Raw genomic sequence first — 24,115 nt, 5'->3', positions numbered from 1 at the left:
GGGTCAGTCCTCCTGGTGGGAAAGGGTGGTGTCACCGGTGGCCTCGGCGAGGCGGGCGGCCAGGATCGGGCCGATCTGGGCCAGCGAGCCGGCTTCGGTCATCCGGTTGTGCCGGGTGGTGATCTCGTGCGATTCGATCCGGCCCGCGATGTACGGGCGCCAGGTCGCGGGCCCGGCGTCGTCCCCGTCGCGGTCGATCGTCGAGTTGAACAGCAGCAGGTCGCCGTCGAAGCGGGCGGGGACGAAGTCGACCGCCAGTCTCGCGTTGTTGATCATGATGTGGACGATGACCTCGATCTGCTGCTCGGTCAGGCCCTGCAGCGCGCTGCCCCGCCGGTTCAGGACCTCGGCGACCTCGGCGTAGGTCAGTTCCCGGTCGCCCAGTTCGTCCGGGTCGACGTCGAGCACGCCGACGAGCACGTCCCGCTCGGTGGGCACGGGCATCTCCTCGAACTTCACGTCCTTCACCGGGTAGGCGTCGAGGATGGCCAGCAGCCCGGTCCGCTCGCCGCGGGCCTGCAGTTCGCAGGCGAGCGCGTGGGCGATCAGCCCGCCGGCGGACCAGCCGAGCAGCAGGTACGGGCCCTCGGGCTGGATCTTGCGGATCTGGTCGGCGTAGTCGGCCGCCATCTCCTCGACGGACGTCGGCAGGGGTTCGGGGCGGCCGAGGCCGCGCGCCTGGATCGCGTAGACCGGGTGCTGGGGACCGATGTGGTTCAGCAGTCCGCTGTACGACCAGCTGATGCCGCCACCGGGGTGGACGCAGAACAGCGGTGTGCCGGTCCCGGTCGAGCGCAGGGGCAGCACCACGTCCAGCGCGTCGGCGGGGTCGTCCATGACCAGGCGCTCGCTGAGACCGGCCACGGTCGGCGCCTCGAAGAGCATGCGCAGGCCGAGCTCCAGTCCGAGGGTCTCGCGGACGCGGGAGGCCAGGCGGGCGGCCAGCAGCGAGTGCCCGCCCAGATCGAAGAAGTTGTCGTCGATGCGCACCTGTTCCCGGCCGAGCACCTCGGCGAAGAGGTCGCACAGCAGCTGCTCCCGCGGCGTCCGGGGGCCGCGGCCGGTGCCCGTCGTCCCGTACTCGGGGGCGGGCAGGGCGGCCCGGTCCAGCTTGCCGTTGGCGGTCAGCGGCAGTGCGTCCAGGGTGACGAACGCCGACGGCACCATGTAGTCGGGCAGGTCACGGCGCAGTCGCCCGGAGAGCTCGGCCGCCTCGGGCGCGCCCTCGGGGGTGGGCACCAGGTAGGCGACGAGCCTCTTGTCGCCGGGCCGGTCCTCGCGGGCGACGACGGCCGCCTGGGCGACGCCCGGGCAGCCCGCGAGGATCGCCTCGATCTCGCCGGGCTCGATCCTGAGGCCGCGGAGCTTGACCTGGTGGTCGGTCCGTCCGGCGAACTCCAGGGTGCCCTCGGCGGGCCACCACGCCAGGTCGCCGGTGCGGTACATCCGGCTCCCGGGCGGTCCGTACGGGTCGGCGGTGAAGCGCTCCGCCGTCAGACCGGGCCGGCCGAGGTAGCCGCGGGCCACTCCCGTCCCCGCGAGGTACAGCTCGCCGACCAGGCCCGTGGGCACCGGGCGCAGGCGCTCGTCGAGCACGTAGGCGCGCATGTTCGCCATCGGTCCGCCGATCGGCACGGTCGCGGCGTTCTCGGGGAGGCCGTGCACCGGGTGGCGGGTGGCCAGGGTCGTGGCCTCGGTGGGCCCGTAGCCGTTGACCACCTCGATGCCGGGGCAGGCCTCCAGCACCCGGGCGACGGCGGCCGGGGAGACCACGTCACCGCCGGTCCACACCTCGCGGACCCCCGCGAGCAGACCCGGCCGCTCCTCGGCGACCAGGCGGAACAGGCCGGCCGTCAGCCACAGCCCGGTCACCCCGTGCGTGCTGATCGTGTGCTGCAGCAGGTCGAGGTCGAGCCGCTCGGGCGGTGCGACCACGATCCGGCCGCCGTTGAGGAGCGGTACCCACAGTTCGTAGGTCGAGAGGTCGAAGGCGGTCGGGGAGTGCATCAGCACCCGCTCGTGTCCGCCGCCGCGGTACTCGGGGGTGAGCGCGAGGCCCACCACGTCGCGGTGGGTGACGACCACGCCCTTCGGCCGGCCGGTCGAGCCGGAGGTGTACATCACGTACGCCGACTGCCGCTGGTCGCAGCGTACTCCGACGTCGGACGAGTCGGGTTCGCCGTCGATCAGCGCGGCCAGCACCTCCTCGGTGAGCACCAGCGCGGCCCCGGCCTCCCGGAGGATCAGGTCGATCCGGGACTGCGGGAAGCGCGCGTCGAGGGGCGCGTAGGCGCCGCCCGCCTTGATGATCGCCAGGAGCGCCACGACCAGGTCCGCCGAGCGGTCCAGCAGCACCGCGACCGGTGTCTCCGGCCGTACGCCCCGGCGGACCAGTGCCCGTGCGAGGCGGTTGGACCGCCGGTCGAGTTCGCGGTAGGTCAGCTCGGTGGCGCCCGCCACGACGGCCGGCGCGTCCGGGGTGGCGCGCACCTGACGGGCGAACAGCTCCGGCAGCGCGGCCTCGGGCAGTTCGGACGCGGCGCCGGTGGACCGGGACACCAGCCGGCGGCGTTCCTCGCCCGACATGACGTCGATCCGGCTGATCGGCCGGCCGGGGTCGGCGACCGCCGCGCGCAGCAGCCGTGCCCAGCGCTCGAACAGCAGCTCCACGGTGGCCGGTTCGAACAGGTCGGTGGCGTACTCCACCGCGCCGACCAGGCCGTCGGGATCGCCGTCCGGGCGGAACCGCTCGGCCAGGCTGAACGTCAGGTCGACCCGCGAGGTCCCGGTCGACGCCTCCAGGTGGGCGGTCTCCAGTCCCGGCAGCGCGAACTCGCCCACCGGCGCGTTCTGCAGGGCCAGCATGATCTGGAACAGCGGGTGGTGCGACAGCGACCGGGCCGGGTTGACCACCTCGACCAGGTACTCGAACGGCACGTCCTGGTGGTCGTACGCGGCGAGCGCCTTCTGCCGCACCCGGCCGACCAGTTCGGCGAAGCCGGGGTCGCCGCTGGTGTCGGTGCGCAGCACCAGGGTGTTGACGAAGAAGCCGACGAGCTCGTCCAGCGCCTGGTCGGTACGGCCGGCGATCGGACTGCCCACGGGGATGTCCGTGCCGGCGCCGAGCCGGGTGAGCAGCGCGGCGAGTCCGGCCTGGAGCACCATGAACATGCTGGCGCCGCGCTCGGCGGCCAGGTCCCGCAGTGCCCGGTGCAGTTCGGGGTCCAGTCCGACCACGACCCGGCCGCCCCGCTGGGAGGCCACCGGCGGCCGGGGCCGGTCGGCGGGCAGCTGTACCTGCTGCGGGATTCCCGCCAGCTCGTCCTTCCAGTAGGCCAGTTGCCGGGCGAACAGGCTGTCCGGGTCGGCGGCGCTGCCGAGCAGGTCGCGCTGCCACAGCGTGTAGTCCGCGTACTGCACCGGCAGCGGGGCCCACCGCGGCTCCTCGCCCCGGCAGCGCGCCGTGTAGGCGGCCGCGAGGTCGCCGGAGAGCGGCCCCATCGACCAGCCGTCGGCGGCGATGTGGTGCACCACGACCAGCAGCACGTGCCGGTCGGGCGCGAGCGCGTACAGCTCCGCCCGGACCGGCGGCTCGGCGGCCAGGTCGAAGCCACGCCGTGCCGTCCGTGCCAGCCGCTCGGTCAGCAGGCTCTCGTCGAGCTCGACCACGGGCAGCTCCGGGTACGCCCGCGAAGCGCTCAGCACGATCTGGTACGGCACGCCGTCCGTCTCGCGGAAGACCGTGCGCAGGCTCTCGTGCCGGGCGATCACGTCCGCGAGGGCGGCGCGCAGGGCCGGGCGGTCGAGTTCACCGGTCAGGTTCAGCGCGAGCGGCATGTTGTAGGTGGCGCTCGGCCCGTCCATCCGGTGCAGGAACCACAGGCGGCGCTGGGCGAAGGACAACTCCACGAGGTCGGCTCGCGGCCGGGCGGTCAGCGCGGGCCGCGCCGTGCCGGAGCCGTCGAGGCGGGCCGCCAGGCCGGCCACGGTGGGCGTCTCGAACAGCGTCCGGACCTCGAGCTCCGCGCCGAGGGCCGCCCGGACGCGGGATGCCAGACGGGTCGCCAGCAGCGAGTGTCCGCCCAGGTCGAAGAAGCTGTCCTCGACGCCGACCCGGGCCAGGCCGAGCACCTCGGCGAACAGCCCGGCGAGGAGCTGTTCCTGCGGGGTGCGCGGTGCCCGCCCGGCCGCGGCCGGGCCGAGGTCGGGCGCGGGCAGCGCGCGGCGGTCGAGCTTGCCGCTCGCCGTCAGCGGCAACGTCTCCAGCGCCACGAACGCCGACGGGATCAGGTAGTCGGGCAGTCGCCCGCGCAGCCATTCACGGAGTTCGCCGATGAGGGCGCCGGTGCCCCGGCTGCCGGTCGGACGGTTGGTCAGCGACGACAGCGGCCTGTCGGCGGTCCGGGCCGGCCGGTACGGCTCGACCGGGGAGCGGTACCGCGCCCCCGGGCCGGCGAAGACGACGTCCACGGCGTCGGCCGCGCCGGCCGACCAGGTGACGCCCACCCAGCGGTCGAACTCCCGCCCGAGGGCCCGGAAGTCCTCCGGGTCGGGCAGTTCGCTCTCCTGCGGGCCGTGCAGCCGCTCCAGCAGCTCGGTGAGCGAGCCGTCGTCGTCCTGCACCGCCCGGGCCAGGGCGGCCTCGCGCTGCACCCGGCGGTTGGGCACCCCGGTGATCCGCAGCACGTCCGCGGGCGGCCCGGCGAGCAGCTCGCGCAGTTCGTCGAGCCCGGCGACCTGCCGCCCCCACTCCAGCTCGGTCGTCCGGTCCGGGGCCGCCGGAACGACCGGGGCCTTGTGCAGCGTCACGTCGTAGCGGTAGCGGGTCAGTTCGTTGTGGTGGCGGCCGCTCTTGACCTCCACGGCCACCGCGCCGATGTCCGTGCCGCGCTCGCGCAGGACGGTGAAGAAGTCCGGGTCTACCAGGAGTTCCTTCTCCACCCTGACGGCCTGCTCCACCGCGCGGCGCACCATGGCGAGGTCGCCGTCGGCACCGGTGCGGTGCAGCTGGACCGCGGTGGCCAGCGGGCGCAGCAGCCGCAGGTTGCGGACGTCGCCGACGAAGAGCGCCCCGCCGGGGGCGAGCAGCCGCATCAGCTTCCCGATCACGTCCGCGAGGTAGTCGGCGGACGGGAAGTACTGCACCACCGAGTTGATCACGACGGTGTCGAACCGCCCGGCCGGCAGGCCGTCGGTGTCGTGCGCCGGACGGGTCTCCAGCACGACGCGGCCGGTCAGGTCGTTCCGCCGGGCGACCTGCGCGGTCAGCGCGTCGACCGCCGTGGCGGAGAAGTCCGTCGCCCAGTAGCTCTCGCAGTGCGGCGCGATCCCCGAGAGCAGCAGTCCGGTGCCGACGCCGACCTCCAGCACCCGGCGGGGGCGCAGGGCCAGGATGCGGGCCACGGTGGCGTCCCGCCACTCCCGCATCTGCTCGACCGGGATCGGGCTCGCGTCGTAACTGCTGTTCCAGCCGACGAAGTTCTGGCCGAAGCCGGCTTCCTCGGGGGTGATGGGCAGGGCGTCGTAGATGTCCTGCCACTCGCCCACGTGGTCCGCTTCCAGTCCGCTGTCCCGGGCCTCGTCCTGGCGCGGGACGACGTAGCCGACGAGCCGGTCGTCCTGGGCGAGGACGGCGGCCCGGGCGACGGCGGGGTGCTCGGCCAGCGCCGCCTCGACCTCGCCGGGCTCGACGCGGAAGCCGCGCACCTTCACCTGGTCGTCGGCCCGGCCGACGTACTCCAACTGACTTCCCCCAGCCTCCGGCCGGGGGTGCCCCCAGTTGCGCCAGCGCACCAGGTCCCCGGTGCGGTACATGCGCTCACCGGTTCCGAACGGGCAGGCGACGAACCGCCCGGCCGTCAGGCCCGGCCGGTTCAGGTAGCCGCGGGCCAGTCCCGCGCCCGCGACGTACAGCTCCCCCGCCACGCCCGTCGGCACCGGCCGCAGCCGGTCGTCCAGCACGTACACCCGGGCGTTGGCGATCGGGCGGCCGATCGGCGGCACGTCCGACCCCGGCGAGAGCGGGTCGCTCATGGTCGCGCACACCGTCGTCTCCGTCGGACCGTACGCGTTGATCATCCGGCGGCCCGGTGCCCAGCGGTCCACCAGCTCCGGCGCGCAGGCCTCACCCGCCACCACCAGCGTCGACGCCAGGACCGATCCCTCCGGTACGGCGGCGAGGACGGACGGGGGCACGGTCACGTGGGTGACCGCGAGGTCCCGGTCGGCCAGCGCGGCCACCGGGTCCGCCGTCGGGGGCAGCACCAGGGCCGCGCCGCGCAGCAGCGCGGTGTAGATCTCCGACACCGAGGCGTCGAAGCTGGGCGAGGCGAACTGGAGCACCCGGCTGTCGGGTTCGATCGCGAAGCGCTCGATCTGTGCGGCGACCAGGCTCGCGACGCCGCCGTGGCCGACCACGACGCCCTTGGGACGGCCCGTCGAGCCCGAGGTGTAGATCACGTAGGCCGGATGCCGGACGTCGAGCGCGACCGCGGGGTCGGTGTCCGGCCAGGCGGACACCTCGGTCACCAGCGCCGGGTCGTCGACCATCAGGGCCGGCCGGGCGTCGTCCAGCATGTACGCGATCCGCGCCGCCGGGTACGCCGGATCCACCGGCAGGTACGCGGCCCCGGCCTTCAACACGCCCAGGACCGCCACCACGGACTCCACCGAACGCGGCAACGCCACCGCCACGACCTGCTCCGGCCCGACCCCCCGCGCGATCAGCGCGTGCGCGAACCGGTTCGCCCAGCCATCGAGTTGACGGTACGTCAACTCGACATCGCCACGGACCAGCGCGACCGCGTCCGGCGTCGCCGCCACCTGCGCCGCGAACGCCTGCGGCACGGGGACGGCCGCCACCTCCCGAGCGGTCGCGTTGCCCCGCTCCAGCAGACGGTGCCGCTCGTCGGCGTCGAGGAGCTCGATCCCGCCGATCGGCCGGTCCGGGTCGGCGGTGACCGCCTCCAGGAGGCGCGTCCAGCGCCCGGCGAGCGCCTCGACCGTCGAGCGGTCGAACAGGTCGGTGGCGTACTCCACCGCGCCGGCGATCCCCGCCGGGCGGCCGTCCGGAGCGAACTGTTCGACGAGGCTCACACCGAGGTCGAACTTGGCGGTCCCGGTGGCCACCGCGTAGGTGGTGACGTCCAGGCCGGGCAGCGAGAACCGGCCCATCGGGGCGTTCTGCACGGCGAGGATGGTCTGGAACAGCGGGTGGTGGGACAGCGAGCGGGACGGGTTCAGCACCTCCACCAGCTGCTCGAACGGCACGTCCTGGTGCGCGTACGCCGACAGCGCCGTCTCCCGCACCCGGTCCAGCAGTTCGGCGAAACTCGGGTCGCCGCTCGTGTCGGTGCGCAGCACCAGCGTGTTCACGAAGAAGCCGACCAGATCGTCCAGCGCCTCGTCGGTGCGCCCCGCGATCGGGGACCCGATCGGGATGTCCGTGCCCGCGCCCAGCCGCGTGTACAGCGCCGCCAGCGCCGCCTGCAGCACCATGAACAGGCTCGCGCCCGACTTTCGGGCCAACTCCACCAGAGCGGCGTGCAGTTCGGGGCTCAGCTCCAGGCCGACGTGGTCCCCGTGCCGGCCCGCGACGGCCGGCCTCGGCCGGTCGGCGGGCAGCCGGAGCAGCTCCGGCAGGTCGGACAGCTGACGCTTCCAGTAGTCGAGCTGCTCGGCGAACCGGCTCTGCGGATCGGCGGGGTCGCCGAGCAGATCGCGCTGCCACAGCGTGTAGTCCGCGTACTGCACCGGCAGGGCCGGCCGGTGCGGCGCGCGGCCCTCGCACCGGGCGGCGTACGCCTCGGCCAGGTCGCGCGCCAGCGGGCCGGTGGACCAGCCGTCACCGGCGATGTGGTGCATCACCAGCAGCAGTACGTGCTCGTCCGGCGCGAGTGCGAACAGCTCCGCCCGCAGGGGTGCTTCGGCCTCCAGGTCGAAGGGCCGTCGGGCGAACTCGGCGAGTCGATCGAAGAGTTCGGCCTCCGACACCTCGGTCAGCCCCGCCCGGGGCCGGGCCTCGGCCGGGTCCAGGACGCGCTGGCACGGTACGCCGTCGGCCTCCGGGAAGACCGTCCGCAGGCTCTCGTGCCGGGCCACCACGTCGGCCAGCGCCTCGTCCAGCGCCGCCCGGTCGAGCGTTCCGGTCAGCTGGAGCGCCAGCGGGATGTGGTAGGTCGCGGCGGCGGCGTCCATGCGGTGCAGGAACCAGAGCCGACGCTGCGCGAACGACAGCGGCACGGCCTCCGGCCGCTCGTGCGTGGTCAGTGCCGGGCGGGCGTGGCCGGCTCCGGCCAGTTCCCCGGCCAGGCCCGCCACGGTGGGCGCCAGGAACAGCGCGCGCAGCCCCAGCTCCACGCCGAGCACCGAGCGCACCCGCGCGGCCAGCCGGGTGGCGAGCAGGGAATGTCCGCCCAGGTCGAAGAAGTCGTCGTCGACCCCGACCCGGGGCACGCCCAGCACCTCGGCGAACAGCTCGCACAGGATCTGCTCCTGCGGAGTGCGCGGCGACCTCCCGGCCGGGCCGGGGTCGGGAGCGGAGGCGGGCAGCGCCGCCCGGTCCAGCTTCCCGTTCGGCGTCAGCGGCAGCGCGTCCAGCACGACGAAGACGGCCGGTACCAGGTAGTCGGGCAGCCGGTCACGCAGGTACGCCGCCAGCTCCGCGGGGCTTGGGGTTCCCCCCGGCCGGAGGCTGGGGGAAGCCGTGCCGGGACGGGCCGCGACGTAGCCGACGAGCCGGTCGTCCCGGGCGAGGACGGCGGCCTGGGCGACGGCGGGGTGCTCGGCCAGCGCCGCCTCGACCTCGCCGAGTTCGACCCGGAAGCCGCGCACCTTCACCTGGTCATCGGTACGGCCGACGTACTCCAGCCGACCGTCGGTCCGTCGGCGCACCAGGTCGCCCGTGCGGTACATCCGCGCACCCGCCGGACCGAACGGGCAGGCGACGAACCGCCCCGCCGTCAGACCCGGACGGTTCAGGTAGCCGCGCGCCAGACCGGGACCGGCGACGTACAGCTCCCCCGTCACCCCCGGCGGCACGACGCGCAGCCGCTCGTCGAGGACGTACACCCGGAAGCCCGCGACCGGGCGGCCGATCGGCGGCACGCCCGACCCCGGCGAGAGGGGCTCGCTCATGGTCGCGCACACCGTCGTCTCCGTCGGACCGTACGCGTTGATCATCCGGCGGCCCGGTGCCCAGCGGTCCACCAGCTCCGGCGCGCAGGCCTCACCCGCCACCACCAGGGTGGTGGCCGTGAGGTCGGCGCTCTCCACCGCGGCCAGGGCCGACGGCGGGAGCGTCACGTGGGTGATGCCGAGCTTGCGGTCGGTCAGTGCCTCCAGCGGGGCCTCGGCCGGGGCCAGGACGAGCGCGGCGCCGGTGAGCACGGCACCGCACAGGTCCCAGAAGGACGCGTCGAAGCTGGGCGAGGCGAACTGGAGCACCCGGCTGCCCGGCGCCACGCCGAGCCGCTCGATCTGCGCCGCCACCAGGCCCGACACGCCCGCGTGGCTCACCACGACGCCCTTGGGGCGGCCGGTCGAGCCCGAGGTGTAGATCACGTAGGCCGGATGCCGGACGTCGACCGCGACCGCGGGGTCGGTGTCCGGCCAGGCGGACACCTCGGTCACCGTCGCCGGGTCGTCGATCACCACCGTGGGCCGGGCGTCGTCCAGCATGTACGCGATCCGCGCCGCCGGGTACGCCGGATCCACCGGCAGGTACGCGGCCCCGGCCTTCAGCACACCCAGGACCGCCACCACGGACTCCACCGAACGCGGCAACGCCACCGCCACGACCTGCTCCGGCCCGACCCCCCGCGCGATCAGCGCGTGCGCGAACCGGTTCGCCCAGCCATCCAGTTGACGGTACGTCAACTCGACATCACCGCGGACCAGCGCGACCGCGTCCGGCGTCGCCGCCACCTGCGCCGCGAACAGCTCCGGCAGGCTCACCCCGGCCGCCCCGCCCTCGGCGGCGGGCAGCAGCTCGCGGCGCTCCCCGTCGGAGAGCAGGTCGATCCCGCCGATCGGCCGGTCGGGCGCGGCGGCGACCGCGGCCAGCAGCCTGGTCCACCGGGCGACCAGGGCCTCGACCGTCGAGCGGTCGAACAGGTCGGTGCTGTACTCGACCGCACCGCTGAGCCCCGCGGGCGCGCCGTCGGACCCGTGCTCCTCCGCGAACCCGAAGGTCAGGTCGAGCCGCGCGGTCCCGGTGAGCACGGTCACCCCGGAGACCTTCAGGCCCGGCAGCTCGAAGTCGCCGCCCGGTGCGTTCTGCACCACCAGCCCGGTCTGGTACAGCGGGTGGTGGGACAGCGAGCGGGACGGGTTCAGCGCCTCCACCAGCTGCTCGAACGGCACGTCCTGGTGCGCGTACGCCGACAGCGCCGTCTCCCGCACCCGCCCCAGCAGCTCCGCGAACGTCGGATCGCCGCTGGTGTCGGTGCGCAGCACCAGCGTGTTGATGAAGAAGCCGACCAGATCGTCCAGCGCCTCGTCGGTGCGCCCCGCGATCGGGGACCCGATCGGGATGTCCGTGCCCGCGCCCAGCCGCGTGTACAGCGCCGCCAGCGCCGCCTGCAGCACCATGAACAGGGTGGCACCGGAGCGTCGCGCCAACTCCACCAGCGACGCGTGCAGTTCGGCGTCGATCCGCAGTTCCAGCAGGTCGCCGCCGTACGACATGGTGGCCGGGCGCGGCCGGTCGGCGGGCAGCCGCAGCTGCTCGGGCAGCCCGGCCAGCGCCTCGGTCCAGTGGGTGACCTGGCGGGCGAACACGCTGTCCGTGTCGTGCTCGTCGCCGAGGATCTCGTGCTGCCACAGGGTGTAGTCGCCGTAGGTCACCGGCAGCGGCGGCCAGGCCGGAGTCCCGCCGGTCCGCCGGGCGGTGTAGGCGGTGGCCAGGTCACGGGCGAGCGGGCCCATGGACCAGCCGTCACCGGCGATGTGGTGCATCACCAGCAGCAGCACGTGCTCGTCCGGCGCGAGCGCGAACAGCTCCGCCCGCAGCGGTGCTTCCGAGGTCAGGTCGAACGCCCGTACCGCCGCCTCGCGCAGCAGGGCGGTCACCTCCGCCTCGCCGGCCGCGCGCACGGTCAGCGGGACGGCGGCCTCGGCGGCGTCCAGCACCCGCTGGTAAGGGACTCCGGCGGTGTGCGGGAAGACCGTGCGCAGGGTCTCGTGCCGGGCGACCACGTCCGCGAGCGCGGCGCTCAGCGCGGCCCGGTCGAGGTCGCCGGACAGCCGCAGGGCGAGCGGCATGTGGTACGTGGCGCTCGGCGCCCCGAACTGCTGGAGGAACCAGAGCCTGCGCTGGGCGAACGACAGCGGCATCGGTTCGGGGCGGGGCCGGGGTACCAGGGCCTGCCGCGCGGTGCCGGCTTCGTGCAGCCCGGCCGCGATCCCGGCGGGCGTCGGCGCCCGGAACAGACCGCGCAGCTCCAGCTCGACGCCGAGGGTCGCCCGGACGCGCGAGACCAGCCGGGTGGCGAGCAGGGAGTGCCCGCCCAGGTCGAAGAAGCCGTCGTCGACCCCGACCCGCGGCACCCCCAGCACCTCGGCGAACAGCTCGCACAGGATCTGCTCCTGCGGAGTGCGCGGCGCCCGGCCCGTGGTGGCCGTGGTCACCGGCTCCGGCGCGGGCAGCGCGGCCCGGTCCAGCTTCCCGTTCGGCGTCAGCGGCAGGGCGTCGAGCAGCACGAACGCGGACGGCACCAGGTGGTCCGGCACCCGGTCGCGCAGGTACGCCGCCAGCGCCGCCGCGGTCGTCCCGGTCCCGGCCGTGGGCACCACGTACCCGACGAGCCGGTCCTCCCGGGCGAGCACCGCGACCTGGGCGACCCCCGGGTGCGTGGTCAACTCGGCCTCGATCTCGCCCGGTTCGACCCGGAACCCGCGGATCTTCACCTGGTGGTCCACCCGGCCCGCGAACTCCAGCTCCCGGTCGGCCCGCCAGCGCACCAGGTCACCGGTGCGGTACATCAGCGCGCCGGCCGGACCGTAGGGGTCGGCGACGAACCGGGTGGCGGTGAGCCCGGGCCGGTTCAGGTAGCCGCGGGCGAGGCCCGTTCCGGCGAGGTACAGCTCGCCCAGTACTCCGGGGGCGACCGGCCGCAGGGCGGAATCGAGCACGTACGCACGGCAGTTGGCGATCGGTCGGCCGATCGGTACCGGCAGCGGGCAGTCGGCGGGGTCGGCCGGCAGCGGGTAGGCGGTGATCACATGGGTCTCGGCGGGCCCGTAGTGGTTGTGCAGTTCCCGGCCCGGCCGCCGGGCCTGGAAGCGGCGCACGGCACCGCCGAGGCGCATCGCCTCACCGGCCTGGGCGACCAGCCGCAGGCTCGGCAGTTCGAGACCGGCCTCCTCGGCGGCCTCGGCCAGCGCCTCGACCACCAGGTTGGGCGCGAACAGCTCCTCGACCCCGTGCCGGTCCAGCCAGCGGGCGAACAGTTCGGCGCTGCGGCGCTGCTCCTCGGTCGGCACCACGAGGGTCTTGCCGTACAGCAGCGCGGAGAGCGTCTCCTGCACCGAGACGTCGAAGCTGATCGCGGTGAACTGCGCAGTGCGCGTGCCGGGTTCGCCGCCGACGGACCCGTGGTGCCACGCCAGCAGGTTCAGCAGCCCGGCGGCGGGCATCACCACGGCCTTGGGCCGGCCGGTGGAGCCGGAGGTGTAGATGACGTAGGCCGGGTGGCGCGGGTCCACGGCGACGGCCGGGTCGTGCTCCGGCAGGTCCCCGTGCGGTGTGACGGCCGCGAGGTCGTCGAGCACGACGGCCGGGCGGGAGTCCTGGAGCATGTACGCGATACGGGCGGCCGGGTAGTCCGGGTCGACCGGGAGGTACGCCGCGCCCGTCTTGAGCACGGCGAGGACGGCGACCGACAGCTCGGCGGAGCGCGGCAGCCGCAGGGCCACGACCCGCTCCGGCCCCACCCCTCGCGCGATCAGCGCGTGCGCCAGGCGGTTGGCCCTGCGGTTCAGCTCCCGGTAGGTCAGCACGGTGTCCTCGAACACCACCGCCGGGGCCTCCGGGATCGCCCGGACCCGCGCCTCGAACAGGGCGGGCAGGGTGGCGGCGGGCACCGGACGCGCGGTGTCGTTGCGTACGGCCAGCAGCTCGTGCCGCTCCTCGGCGGTGAGGACGTCGATCCGGCTCAGCGGCCGGTCCGGCTCGGCGACCACCGACGCCAGCAGCCGCAGCCACCGGGCGACCAGGGCCTCCACCGTGGCGGGGTCGAAGAGGTCGGTGCTGTACTCGACCCGCCCGACGATGCCCTCGGCCGGGCCGCCGGTGCCGCCGCGCTCCAGCAGGTGGAAGCCGAGGTCGAACATCGCCGTGGGCGTCCGCACCAGGACGATCTCGGCGCCCAGGCCGCTCAGCGCGAACTCGGTGCGGGGCACGTTCTGCAGCGCGAGCAGCACCTGGAACAGCGGCTGACGGGCGAGCGACCGGGACGGGTTGAGGGCCTCGACGACGTGCTCGAACGGCAGGTCCTGGTGCGCGTAGGCGGCCAGCGCGGTCTCCCGGACCCGGCCGAGCAGCTCGGCGAAGGTCGGGTCGCCGCCGGTGTCCGTGCGGAGCACCAGGGTGTTGACGAAGAATCCGACGAGGTCGTCCAGGGCCTGGTCGGTCCGGCCCGCGATCAGGCTGCCGACCGGGATGTCGGTACCCGCTCCGAGCTTGTCCAGCAGCGACGCCAGGGCGGCCTGCAGCACCATGTACACGCTGGCGCCGTGTTCCCGGCCGAGCCGGACGAGACCGGCGTGCAGTCCGGCGTCCAGTTCGATCGCGAGGTGGCCGCCGGAGTAGGAGGGGGCCGCGGGGCGGAGGCGGTCGGCGGGGAGCCGGATCTGCTCCGGCAGGTTCGCCAACCGCTCGGTCCAATAGGCCTGTTGGCGAGCGAACAGGCTGTCCCGGTCGGCCGGGTCGCCGAGCAGCTCGTGCTGCCACAGGGTGTAGTCGGCGTACTGCACCGGCAGCGGCGCCCACCGCGGCTCCTCGCCCTGGCGGCGCGCCGCGTACGCGGTGGCCAGGTCGGCGGCCAGCGGGCCCAGCGACCAGCCGTCACCGGCGATGTGGTGCATCACCAGCAGCAGCACGTGCTCGTCCGCCGAGACCTCGAACACCTCGGCGCGCAGCGGCGGTTCGGCCGCGAGGTCGAATCCGCGCGCCGCGGCCCCCGTCAGCAGTTCCGGCAGGTCCGTCTCGTCGGCCGGGGTGACCGGCAGCCTCGGGCGCGCCTCTCCGGTGGCCAGCACCCGCTGGTGGGGCACGCCGTCCACGGCCGGGAAAACCGTGCGCAGGGTTTCGTGCCGGTCGACGACGTCACCCAGCGCCGCCTCCAGGGCCGCCAGGTCCAGTGGTCCCGTGAGCCGCCACGCGAGCGGCATGTTGTAGACCGAGGCGGCGTCCTCCAGCTGGCGCAGGAACCACAGCCTCCGCTGGGCGGACGACAACGGCACCCTCCCTGGGCCTTCGGCCGAAGGTGCCCCCATGGGCCGCTCCGCCCGCTTCAGGGCGGGCCGGGCCCGGTCCGCGCCGTCCAGACCGGCGGCCAGCCCGGCCACGGTCGGGTTGCGGAACAGGGTCCGCAGTGCCAGTTCCACGCCCAGGGTCGCCCGGACCCGGGCCACCAGGCGGGTGGCCAGCAGGGAGTGCCCGCCCAGGTCGAAGAAGCTGTCGTCGACGCCGACCCGGGGCACACCCAGCACCTCGGCGAACAGCCCGGCCAGCACCTGCTCCTGGGGAGTGTGCGGGGCCCGGCCGGACGGCGCCACGGCGGTTTCGGGCTCGGGCAGGGCGCGCCGGTCGAGTTTGCCGTTGGCGTTCAGCGGCAGGGCGTCGAGGGAGACGAACACGGCGGGCACCATGTGGTCGGGCAGCCGCTCGCGCAGGCGCGCCCGCAGGTCCTCCGGCCGGAGCTCCGCTCCGGTGGCGGGCACCAGGTAGGCGACCAGGCGGGTGTCCCCCTCCCGGTCCTGCCGGACGGTCACGGCGGCCCCCGCGACCCGCGGGTGTTCCGCCAGTGCCGCCTCGATCTCGCCGAGCTCGATCCGGAATCCCCGGACCTTGACCTGGTCGTCGGTACGGCCGAGGAACTCCAGGTTCCGGTCCGAACCCCAGCGCACCAGGTCCCCGGTGCGGTACATCCTCGTACCGGCCGGCCCGAACGGATCCGCCACGAACCGTCCCGCGGTCAGTCCCGGCCGGTTCAGATAGCCGCGTGCCAGGCACGCACCGGCGATGTACAGCTCACCCGGCACACCCGCGGGCACCGGCCGCAGCGCGGCGTCGAGCACGTGCAGCCGGACGCCCCCGATCGGCCGGCCGATCACCGGACGCGGGCTCGACCCCAGCGGCGCGACGACCGAGTCCACCGTGCACTCGGACGGCCCGTAGTAGTTCAGGGAGAACACCCCGTCGGCCGCCCGCAGCCGCTCCCACAACCGCTCCGGAACGGCCTCCCCGCCCAGCCCGATCAGCGACGGACGCCACCGCGGGTGGTCCAGCAGGCCGTGCGCGACGAGGACTTGCAGGTAGGACGGGGTGCCGCCGACGGTGTCGAGACCGGCCCGCGCGGCGTACTCGAGGTAGGCGTCCGGGTCGGACCAGGTCGCCTCGTCCAGGACGTGCAGCTCGTGGCCCGCGTACAGGGCGAGCATCTGGTCGCAGGAGGCGTCGAACGACACCGACGTGGTCAGCCCCATCCGCAGCCGCTCCCCCGTCCGGAACATCAGCGGACCCTGGCCGGCGAACAGGTTGCGCAGGCCGCCGTGCGTCACCACCACGCCCTTGGGCCTGCCGGTGGAACCGGAGGTGTAGATGACGTAGACCGGGTGGTCCCGGTCGACGGGCACCGCGGGGTCCGTCGCCGGGCACGCCGCCACCAGCGCGGCCGTCGCCGGGTCGTCGGTCACCAGCCGTCCGGCGGAACCGGTCTCCGGCAGCCGGTCCCGCGTACGGGCGTCGGTCACCACCAGGACCGGCCGGGCGTCGTCGAGCATGAACGCGATCCGCGCGGCCGGGTACTCCGGGTCGACCGGGACGTACGCGGCACCGGTCTTCAGCACCGCGAGGATCGCCACCACCAGCCCGGCCGACCTCGGCAGGGCCACCGCCACCAGCCGCTCAGGACCCGCGCCCCGCGCGATCAGCGCGTGCGCCAGCCGGTTCGCCCGCGCGTCCAGCTCCGCGTACGTCAGCGACGCCTCCGGTCCCACCAGCGCGAGGACGTCCGGAGTCGCGCGCACCCGGTCCCGGAACAGCTCCGGCAGGCTCTCGGTGAAGGCGTGCGCCGCCGGGCCGGTGCCCAGCGCCGTCAGCTCACCGCGCTCCTCGGCGGTGAGCAGGCCGAACCGGCTGAGCCGCCGCCGCGGGTCGGCGACCGCCGCGCGGAGCAGCCGGACCCACCGCTCGAACATCGTCTCGACGGTGGCCGGGTCGTACAGGTCGGCGGTGTACTCGACGGACCCGTCGATCCCCTCCGGGGAGCCGTCCTCGGCGTGCCGCTCGGACATCGTGAAGATCAGGTCCAGCTTGGCGGTGGTCGACGCCGACGGCACGTCGGCGACACGCAGCCCGGGCGGCGCGAAGTCGGCCCGGGGCGCGTTCTGCAGCACCAGCATGACCTGGAACAGCGGATGGTGCGCCAGCGACCGGACCGGGTTGAGGGCCTCGACCAGGTATTCGAACGGCAGGTCCTGGTGGGCGTACCCGGCCAGCGCGGTGTCCCGGACCCGGCCCAGCAGTTCGGCGAACGTCGGATCGCCCGAGGTGTCGGTACGGAAGACCAGGGTGTTGACGAAGTAGCCGACCAGCTCGTCCTGCGCCTGGTCGGTCCGGCCCGCGACCGGGCTGCCGACCGGGATGTCGTCGCCCGCGCCGAGCTTGCTCAGCAGCGCCGCCAGCCCTGCCTGGAGCACCATGAACAGACTGGTGCCGTGGGCGCGGGCGAGCTCGCGCAGCCCGCGGTGCAGCTCGGCGTCCAGCCCGGCGCGCACGGAACCGCCCCGGTGCGAGGCGACCGCCGGGCGAGGGCGGTCGCCGGGCAGCTGGAGCTGCTCGGGCAGACCGGCCAGCGCCTCCGTCCAGTAGGCCGCCTGGCGGGCGAAAAGGCTCTCCTCGTCGGCCCCGTCGCCCAGCAGCTCGTGCTGCCACAGGGTGTAGTCGGCGTACTGCACCGGCAGCGGCGCCCACCGCGGCTCCTCGCCCTGGCTGCGCGCCGTGTAGGCGGCGGTCAGGTCCTGTGCGAGCGGGCCCAGCGACCAGCCGTCGCCGGCGATGTGGTGGAGCACCACCTGGAACACGTGCTCGTCCGCCGCCAGCTCGAACAGCTCGACACGCAGCGGCACGTCGACCGCCAGGTCGAACGGACGGGCCTTCGCCCGCGCCAGGGCGGCCGGCAGCCCGGCCTCGGCGGTCCGGCTCACGAGCAGCCGCGGCCGGGCCGCCACGGTGTCCAGCACCCGCTGGTACGGCACGCCGTCCACCGCCGGGAAGACGGTGCGCAGGCTCTCGTGCCGGGCCGTCACGTCCGCCACGGCGGCCTCCAGGGCCCGCCGGTCCAGCTCCCCGGACAGGCGCCAGGCCAGGGAGATGTGGTAGTTCGCGCTCGCGCCCTCCAGCTGGTGCAGGAACCACAGCCGCCGCTGCGCGAACGACAGCGGGACCGTCTCGGGGCGCTCGCGCCGCGCCAGGGCGGCCTGCGCCGGTCCGGCCGCCACCAGGGCGGCGGCCAGTCCGGCCGGGGTCGGCGCCTCGAACAGGGTGCGCAGCGGCATCTCCACGCCGAGCGTGGCGCGGATCCGGGCGGCCAGGCGGGTGGCCAGCAGCGAGTGCCCGCCCAGGTCGAAGAAGCCGTCCTCGACACCGGCCGACGCCACGCCCAGGACCTCGGCGAACAGCTCGCACAGGATCTGCTCCTGCGGGGTGCGCGGCGCGCGGGCGCCGGCCGCCGGGGCGAGGTCGGGGGCGGGCAGGGCCCGGTGGTCCAGCTTGCCGTTGGCGGTCAGCGGCAGCGCGTCCAGCACGACGAACGCCGACGGCACCATGTGTTCCGGCAACCGCTCGCGCAGGTACGCGCGCAGTTCGGCCGGACTCGGCGCGTCGCCCGCGGCCGGCACCGGGTAGGCGACCAGCCGGGTGTCGTCGGCCCGGTCCTGCCGGGCCAGGACGGCGACCTGGGCGACGCCGGGGTGCGCGGCCAGCGCCGCCTCGATCTCGCCGAGCTCGATCCGGAAGCCGCGCACCTTGACCTGCTGGTCGGCCCGGCCGACGTAGTGCAGGCCGTGGTCCGCCGCGCGGCGCACCACGTCGCCGCTGCGGTACATCCGCGATCCCGGCGGTCCGAACGGGTCGGCCACGAAGCGCCCGGCGGTCAGACCGGGCCGGTTCAGGTAACCGCGCGCCAGGCCGGCGCCCGCGACGTACAGCTCGCCGGGCACGCCCGGGGCCACCGGCCGCAGATGGGCGTCCAGCACGTACGTCCGCAGGTCCCCGATGGCCGTGCCGATTCCGCCCGCGGCACCGCCGGACCGGTCGAGCGCCGCGTACGTGACGTGCACCGTGGTCTCGGTGATGCCGTACATGTTGACCAGCAGCGGCGCGTCGTCCGGGTGCCGCTCGTACCAGCTCGCCAGCCGGGCGTGCTCCAGCGCCTCGCCGCCGAACACCACCGTGCGCAGCGCGAGTTCGCGCGGGTGCTCGGCGTCCGCCTGCATCAGCTGGTAGAACGCGGACGGCGTCTGGTTGAGCACGGTCACCCGCTCGCGGGCGAGGAGCTCCAGGAAGCGGCCGGGCGAGCGGCTGGTCTCGTGGTCCACGACCACCAGCCGGCCGCCGTGCAGCAGCGGGCCCCACAGCTCCCACACCGAGAAGTCGAAGGCGTAGGAGTGGAAGAGGGTCCAGACGTCCTCGGCGGAGAAGCGGAACAGCTCCTCGGTGGTGCCGAACAGCCGCACCACGTTCCGGTGCGTGACCACCACGCCCTTGGGGTCGCCGGTGGAGCCGGAGGTGTAGATGACGTAGGCGGCGTGGCCGGGGTCGAGCGGGACCTCCGGGTCCGTGTCCGGCAGCCCGTCCAGGTCGGCGGTGTCCAGCAGCAGCCGGTCCACCGCCTCCGCGCCCGGCAGGTCGCCGGTCCGGCTCGTGGTCACGAGGAGCGCGGGCCGGGCGTCCCGGAGCAGGTAGGCGATCCGGGCGGCCGGGTACTCCGGGTCCACCGGGAGGTAGGCGCCGCCCGCCTTCAGCACGGCGAGCACCGCCACGACCTGATCCGCCGAGCGCGGCAGGGCCAGCGCCACGCGCTGCTCCGGGCCCACCCCCCGGTCGATCAGGGCGTGCGCGAGCCGGTTCGCGCGGGCGTTCAACTCGCCGTAGGTCAGGGCGACTTCGCCGTCCGTGAGGGCGACGGCGGCCGGGTTCGCCCGTACCTGCCGCTCGAACAGCGCGGTCGGGCCGCTCTCCGACGGCTCCCCGCTCCGGCCGGTGGGCGCCGGGAGCAGCGCGCGGAGCTCGTCGGCGGACAGCACGTCCACCCGGCCGATCCTGCGGCCGGGGTCGGCGACGACGGCGCGCAGCAGCCGCAGCCACCGCTCGACGATCCCGGTCACGGTGACCTCGTCGAACAGGTCGGTGCTGTACTCCACGACGCCCGTCAGGCCGTCCTCGCCGGGTTGTTCGGCCAGGACGAAGGTCAGGTCGCACTTGGCCGTCCCGGTGTGGACCAGGTCGGCCGTCACCCGCAGCCCCGGCAGGTCGAACGTGCCGAGCGGCGCGTTCTGCAGGGCGAGCATGGTCTGGAACAGCGGGTGGTGGGCCAGTGTGCGGGTCGGGTTGAGCGCCTCCACCAGGTGCTCGAACGGCACGTCCTGGTGCGCGTACGCGGCCAGCGCGTCGGCCCGGACCCGGCCCAGCAGTTCGGTGAACGACGGGTCGCCGGAGAGGTCGGCGCGCAGCACCAGGGTGTTGACGAAGAAGCCGACCAGGTCGTCCGCGGCCTCGTCGGTGCGTCCGGCGATCGGCGTGCCCACGGGTACGTCGGTGCCCGCGCCCAGCTTGCCCAGCAGGGCGGCCAGCCCGGCCTGGAGCACCATGAAGAGGCTGGCCCCGCCGTCACGGGCGAGCGTCCGCAGCCCCTGGTGCAGCTCGGCGTCGATCCGCACCGGCAGGTGGGCGCCCCGGTAGGACATCGCGACCGGCCGAGGACGGTCGAACGGCAGCTCCACCTGCTCCGGAAGTCCCGCCAACTGTTCACGCCAGTAAGCGAGTTGATTGCTCAACAGGCTGTCCGGGTCCGAGCCGTCGCCGAGCAGCTCGCGCTGCCAGAGGGCGTAGTCGGCGTACTGGACCGGCAGCGGCGACCACTCCGGCTTCCCGCCCTCGGCGCGGGCCGCGTAGGCGGCCGTGAGGTCCCGTGAGAGCGGCCCCGTCGACCAGCCGTCGCCGGCGATGTGGTGCACCACCAGCAGCAGTACGTGCTCCTCGTCCGCGAGCCGGAAGAGTTCGACGTGCAGCGGCGGCTCCCCGGCGAGGTCGAAGCCGTACCGGGCCGCCCGCGCCAGCCGCTCCGGCAGCTCGCGTTCGCCGAGCTCGGTCACCCGCAGCCGCGGCCGCACCTCCTCCGGGTCCAGCACCCGCTGGCACGGCACCCCGTCGGCCGTCGGGAAGACGGTGCGCAGGCTCTCGTGCCGCTCGACCACGTCCGCCAGGGCGGATTCCAGGGCCCCTTGGTCCAGGCTCCCGGACAGCCGCAGGGTCAGCGGGATGTTGTAGGTGGCGCTCGGGCCCTCCATGCGGTGCAGGAACCACAGCCGTCGCTGCGCGAAGGACAGCGGGACGGTCTCCGGCCGCTCGCGCCGCCCCAGCGCCGGACGCGCCCGTCCCGCGACGTCCACGGCCGCCGCCAGTTCCGCCGGCGTCGGCGCGTCGAACAGGTCGCCGAGCCGCAGCTCCACGCCGAGGACCGAGCGGACCCGGGCGACCAGCCGGGTGGCCAGCAGCGAGTGCCCGCCGAGGTCGAAGAAGCTGTCGTCGGGGCCGGGCTCGGACACCCCGAGCACCTCGGCGAACAGCCCGACGAGCAGGTGCTCGGTCGCGGTGCGCGGTGCGCGGCCCGGCGCGACGGGCTGTCGCCCGGGGGCCGGCAGGGCCCGCCGGTCGAGCTTGCCGTTCGGGGTCAGCGGCAGCGCGTCCAGCAGCACGTACGCGGCCGGCACCATCTGCCGGGGCAGCCGGTCCCGCAGGTGGTCGCGCAGGGCGGTGTCGGTCACGCCGGCGCCGGGCTCGGGCACCGCGTAGGCGACCAGCCGGGGCTCGTCCTCGGTGCGCACCACCACGGCGGCCCGGGCGACCCCCGGGTGCTCGGCGAGGACGGCCTCGATCTCGCCGAGCTCGATGCGGAAGCCGCGGAGCTTGACCTGGTCGTCGGTGCGGCCGAGGAACTCCAGGTTCCCGGCCTCGTCCCAGCGCACCAGGTCCCCGGTGCGGTACATGCGCGAGCCGCCCGGACCGAACGGGTCCGCGACGAACCGCCCGGCGGTCGGCCCCGGCCGGTTCAGGTACCCCCGGGCCAGCCCCGCGCCCGCGATGTACAGCTCGCCCGCCGCACCGGTCGGCAGCGGCCGCAGGGCGCCGTCGAGCACGTACAGCCGGGTGTTGGTGACCGGTCGGCCGATCACCGGGCGCGGGCTCGAACCCAGCGGCGCGACCACCGAGTTGACGGTGCACTCGGACGGTCCGTAGAGGTTGAGGCAGGACACTCCCTCCGCCGCCCGCAGTCGCTCCCACAGCCGCTCCGGGACGGCCTCGCCGCCCGCCGCGACCAGCGCGGGACGCCACCGCGGGTCACTCAGCAGCCCGTGGGAGACGAGCACGTGGAGGTAGGACGGGGTGGCTTCGATGTAGTCCAGTCCGTGGCGCGCCGCGTAGTCGACGAAGGCGTCGGGGTCGGTCCAGGTCGCGTGCTCCAGGACGTGCAGCTCGTGGCCCCCGAACAGGGCGAGCAGCTGGTTCCAGGACGCGTCGAAGGACACCGAGGTGGTCAGCGCCACCCGCAGCCGCGGCCGCTCCTCCAGCACCGGCGCGAGGTGCACCTGCAGGAGGTCGGTGAGCAGGTCGAGCAGACCGCCGTGGGTCGCCAGCACGCCCTTGGGCCGGCCGGTGGAGCCGGAGGTGTGGATGACGTACGCGGGGAGGCACGGGTCGACGGCCACCATCGGGTCGGCCGCCGGGCAACCCGCCAGCAGGGCGGCCGTCTCCGGGGCGTCGAGCACCAGCCGGTCGGCGGGCCCGCCCTGCGGCATGCGGTCCCCGCCGCGGGAGTCGGTGACCACCAGGGCCGGCCGGGCGTCGTCGAGCAGGTAAGCGATCCGGGCGGCCGGGTACTCGGGGTCGACCGGGACGTACGCGGCCCCGGTCTTCAGCACCGCGAGGACCGCCACCACCAGCTCCGCCGAGCGCGGCAGGGCCACCGCCACCAGCCGCTCGGGGCCCGCGCCCCGGGCGATCAGGGCGTGCGCCAGCCGGTTGGCCCGCGCGTCCAGCTCCGCGTACGTCAGCGAGAGGTCGCCGCACACCAGCGCGGCCAGGTCCGGAGTCGCCCGGACGTGCTCCCGGAACAGCTCCGGCAGGCTCGCGGCCGGGACCGGTGTCACCGGCCCGGCGCCGAGCTCCGTCAGCTCGCGGCGCTCCTCGGTGGTGAGCAGTTCGATCCGGCCCACCGGCTCGTCCGGATCGCAGTCCGCGAGGGTGTCGAGGAGCGCGAGCAGCCGTTCTTGGTGGGCGGCGAGGTCGTCGTCGCCGTACGTCTGCGGCGAGCCGTGCAGCCGGAGCAGCGGCGGGTTGCCGTCCCGGTAGTCGAAGACCCAGACGGCGATGTCGGTGGTCGACCCGGACACGAAGTGGTGCACGTCGGCCGGATGTCCGGCGAAGCTCGGCCTGGAGTTGAAGGCCATGATGTTGACGATCAGCGGGAACGCCGTCCCGATGCCGCCGGAGGCGCCGAGGTCCCGCAGCAGGTCCTCGCTGCGGTAGCGCTCGTGCGCGACGGCCGTCTCGACCTCCCGCGCCGCCTGTGCGACGAGTTCGCGCCACGGCATGTCCGGCCGCACCGTCAGCCGCAGCGGCACCACGTTGGACATCGTGCCCGGCACCGCCGTCAGGTCGCGGTCGGCGCCCCGGCGGGCGGTGACGGGCAGGGCGAGCACCACGTCCTGGTCGCCGGTCAGCCGGTGGGCGTAGAGCGCCGTCGCCGCGACCACCAGCCGGGACCACCGGACGCCGCAGCGTCCCGCCGCCGCCCGCAGGGCGTCCGGGCGGCGCAGTTCCCGCTCCCCGGCCAGCCGGAGGGCGCGGTGCGGGTCGGTCGCGGCGGTGTCGGTGAGCCGGGTCGGGGCGGGCAGGTCGGCGAAGCGTCCGGTCCAGTGGGCGCGGTCGGCGGCGAAGTCGGCGGAGGCGCGGTAGGCGGCGTCGCTGTCGACCAGGTCCCGCAGCGGGCCGAACGGGCAGGGCGGTACGGCGCCGCCCCCGGCCAGTGCCGAGTACACCTCGCCGACCCGCTGCCGGAGCATGGAGCTGCTGATCGCGTCCAGCACCACGTGGTGGTAGTTCAGGTACCAGAGGTACTCCGTCGGCGACGCCTTGATCAGCGCGTGGCCGAACAGCGGGTCACGGGCGAGGTCCAGCGGGCGCAGCAGGTCCCGTTCCATCCACTCCAGGGCCGCCGCCCGGGGGTCGGGCTCCCCGCTGAGGTCGAGGTGGGCCGGGGCCCAGTCCCAGCTCTCCCGGAGGACCTGGCGCGGGCCCTCGCCGTCGTCGACGAAGGTCACGTGCAGGGCGTCGACCTCGTCGACCACCCGGCGCAGCGCGGTCTCGAACAGCTCCCGGTCCACCGGCCCGTGGATCTCCAGGCACTCGCCGACGCGGTAGCCCGGGATCGGCGTCCGAGAACTCTGCTCGGCGAGCCAGATCTCGCGCTGGGCCGCTGTCAGGGGAAGGGAGCCGCCGTCGCGACGGGACATGGGGGGATACCTCCATGAGTGGGGGGAGGAGTGGGGGGGGAGGAGTGTGCGCGGTGCGCGCCCGTGAGGAGCCGACCGCGGTGACGTCACAGGTCGG

General features: G+C 74.8%; 1 protein-coding gene. It reads right to left on the bottom strand.

The window, feature by feature from the left end; translation table 11 throughout:
• Positions 1 to 3 precede the first annotated feature (3 nt).
• Positions 4 to 24,018, bottom strand: coding sequence for a non-ribosomal peptide synthase/polyketide synthase (locus ACICHK_RS33620; protein ID WP_406839844.1), 24,015 nt, complete (start codon positions 24,016 to 24,018; stop codon positions 4 to 6).
• Positions 24,019 to 24,115: the final 97 nt, after the last annotated feature.

It is taken from the genome of Streptomyces sp. AHU1 (genome assembly GCF_045343905.1).
GTDB classification, from domain to species: Bacteria; Actinomycetota; Actinomycetes; order Streptomycetales; family Streptomycetaceae; genus Streptomyces; species Streptomyces triticiradicis.
This window is presented reverse-complemented; position numbering and strand designations above follow the sequence as displayed.

Bases quoted from the DNA above. Each gene is read 5' to 3' on its own strand.
- ACICHK_RS33620 (WP_406839844.1), bottom strand. From the start codon at position 24,018: ATGTCCCGTCGCGACGGCGGCTCCCTTCCCCTGACAGCGGCCCAGCGC.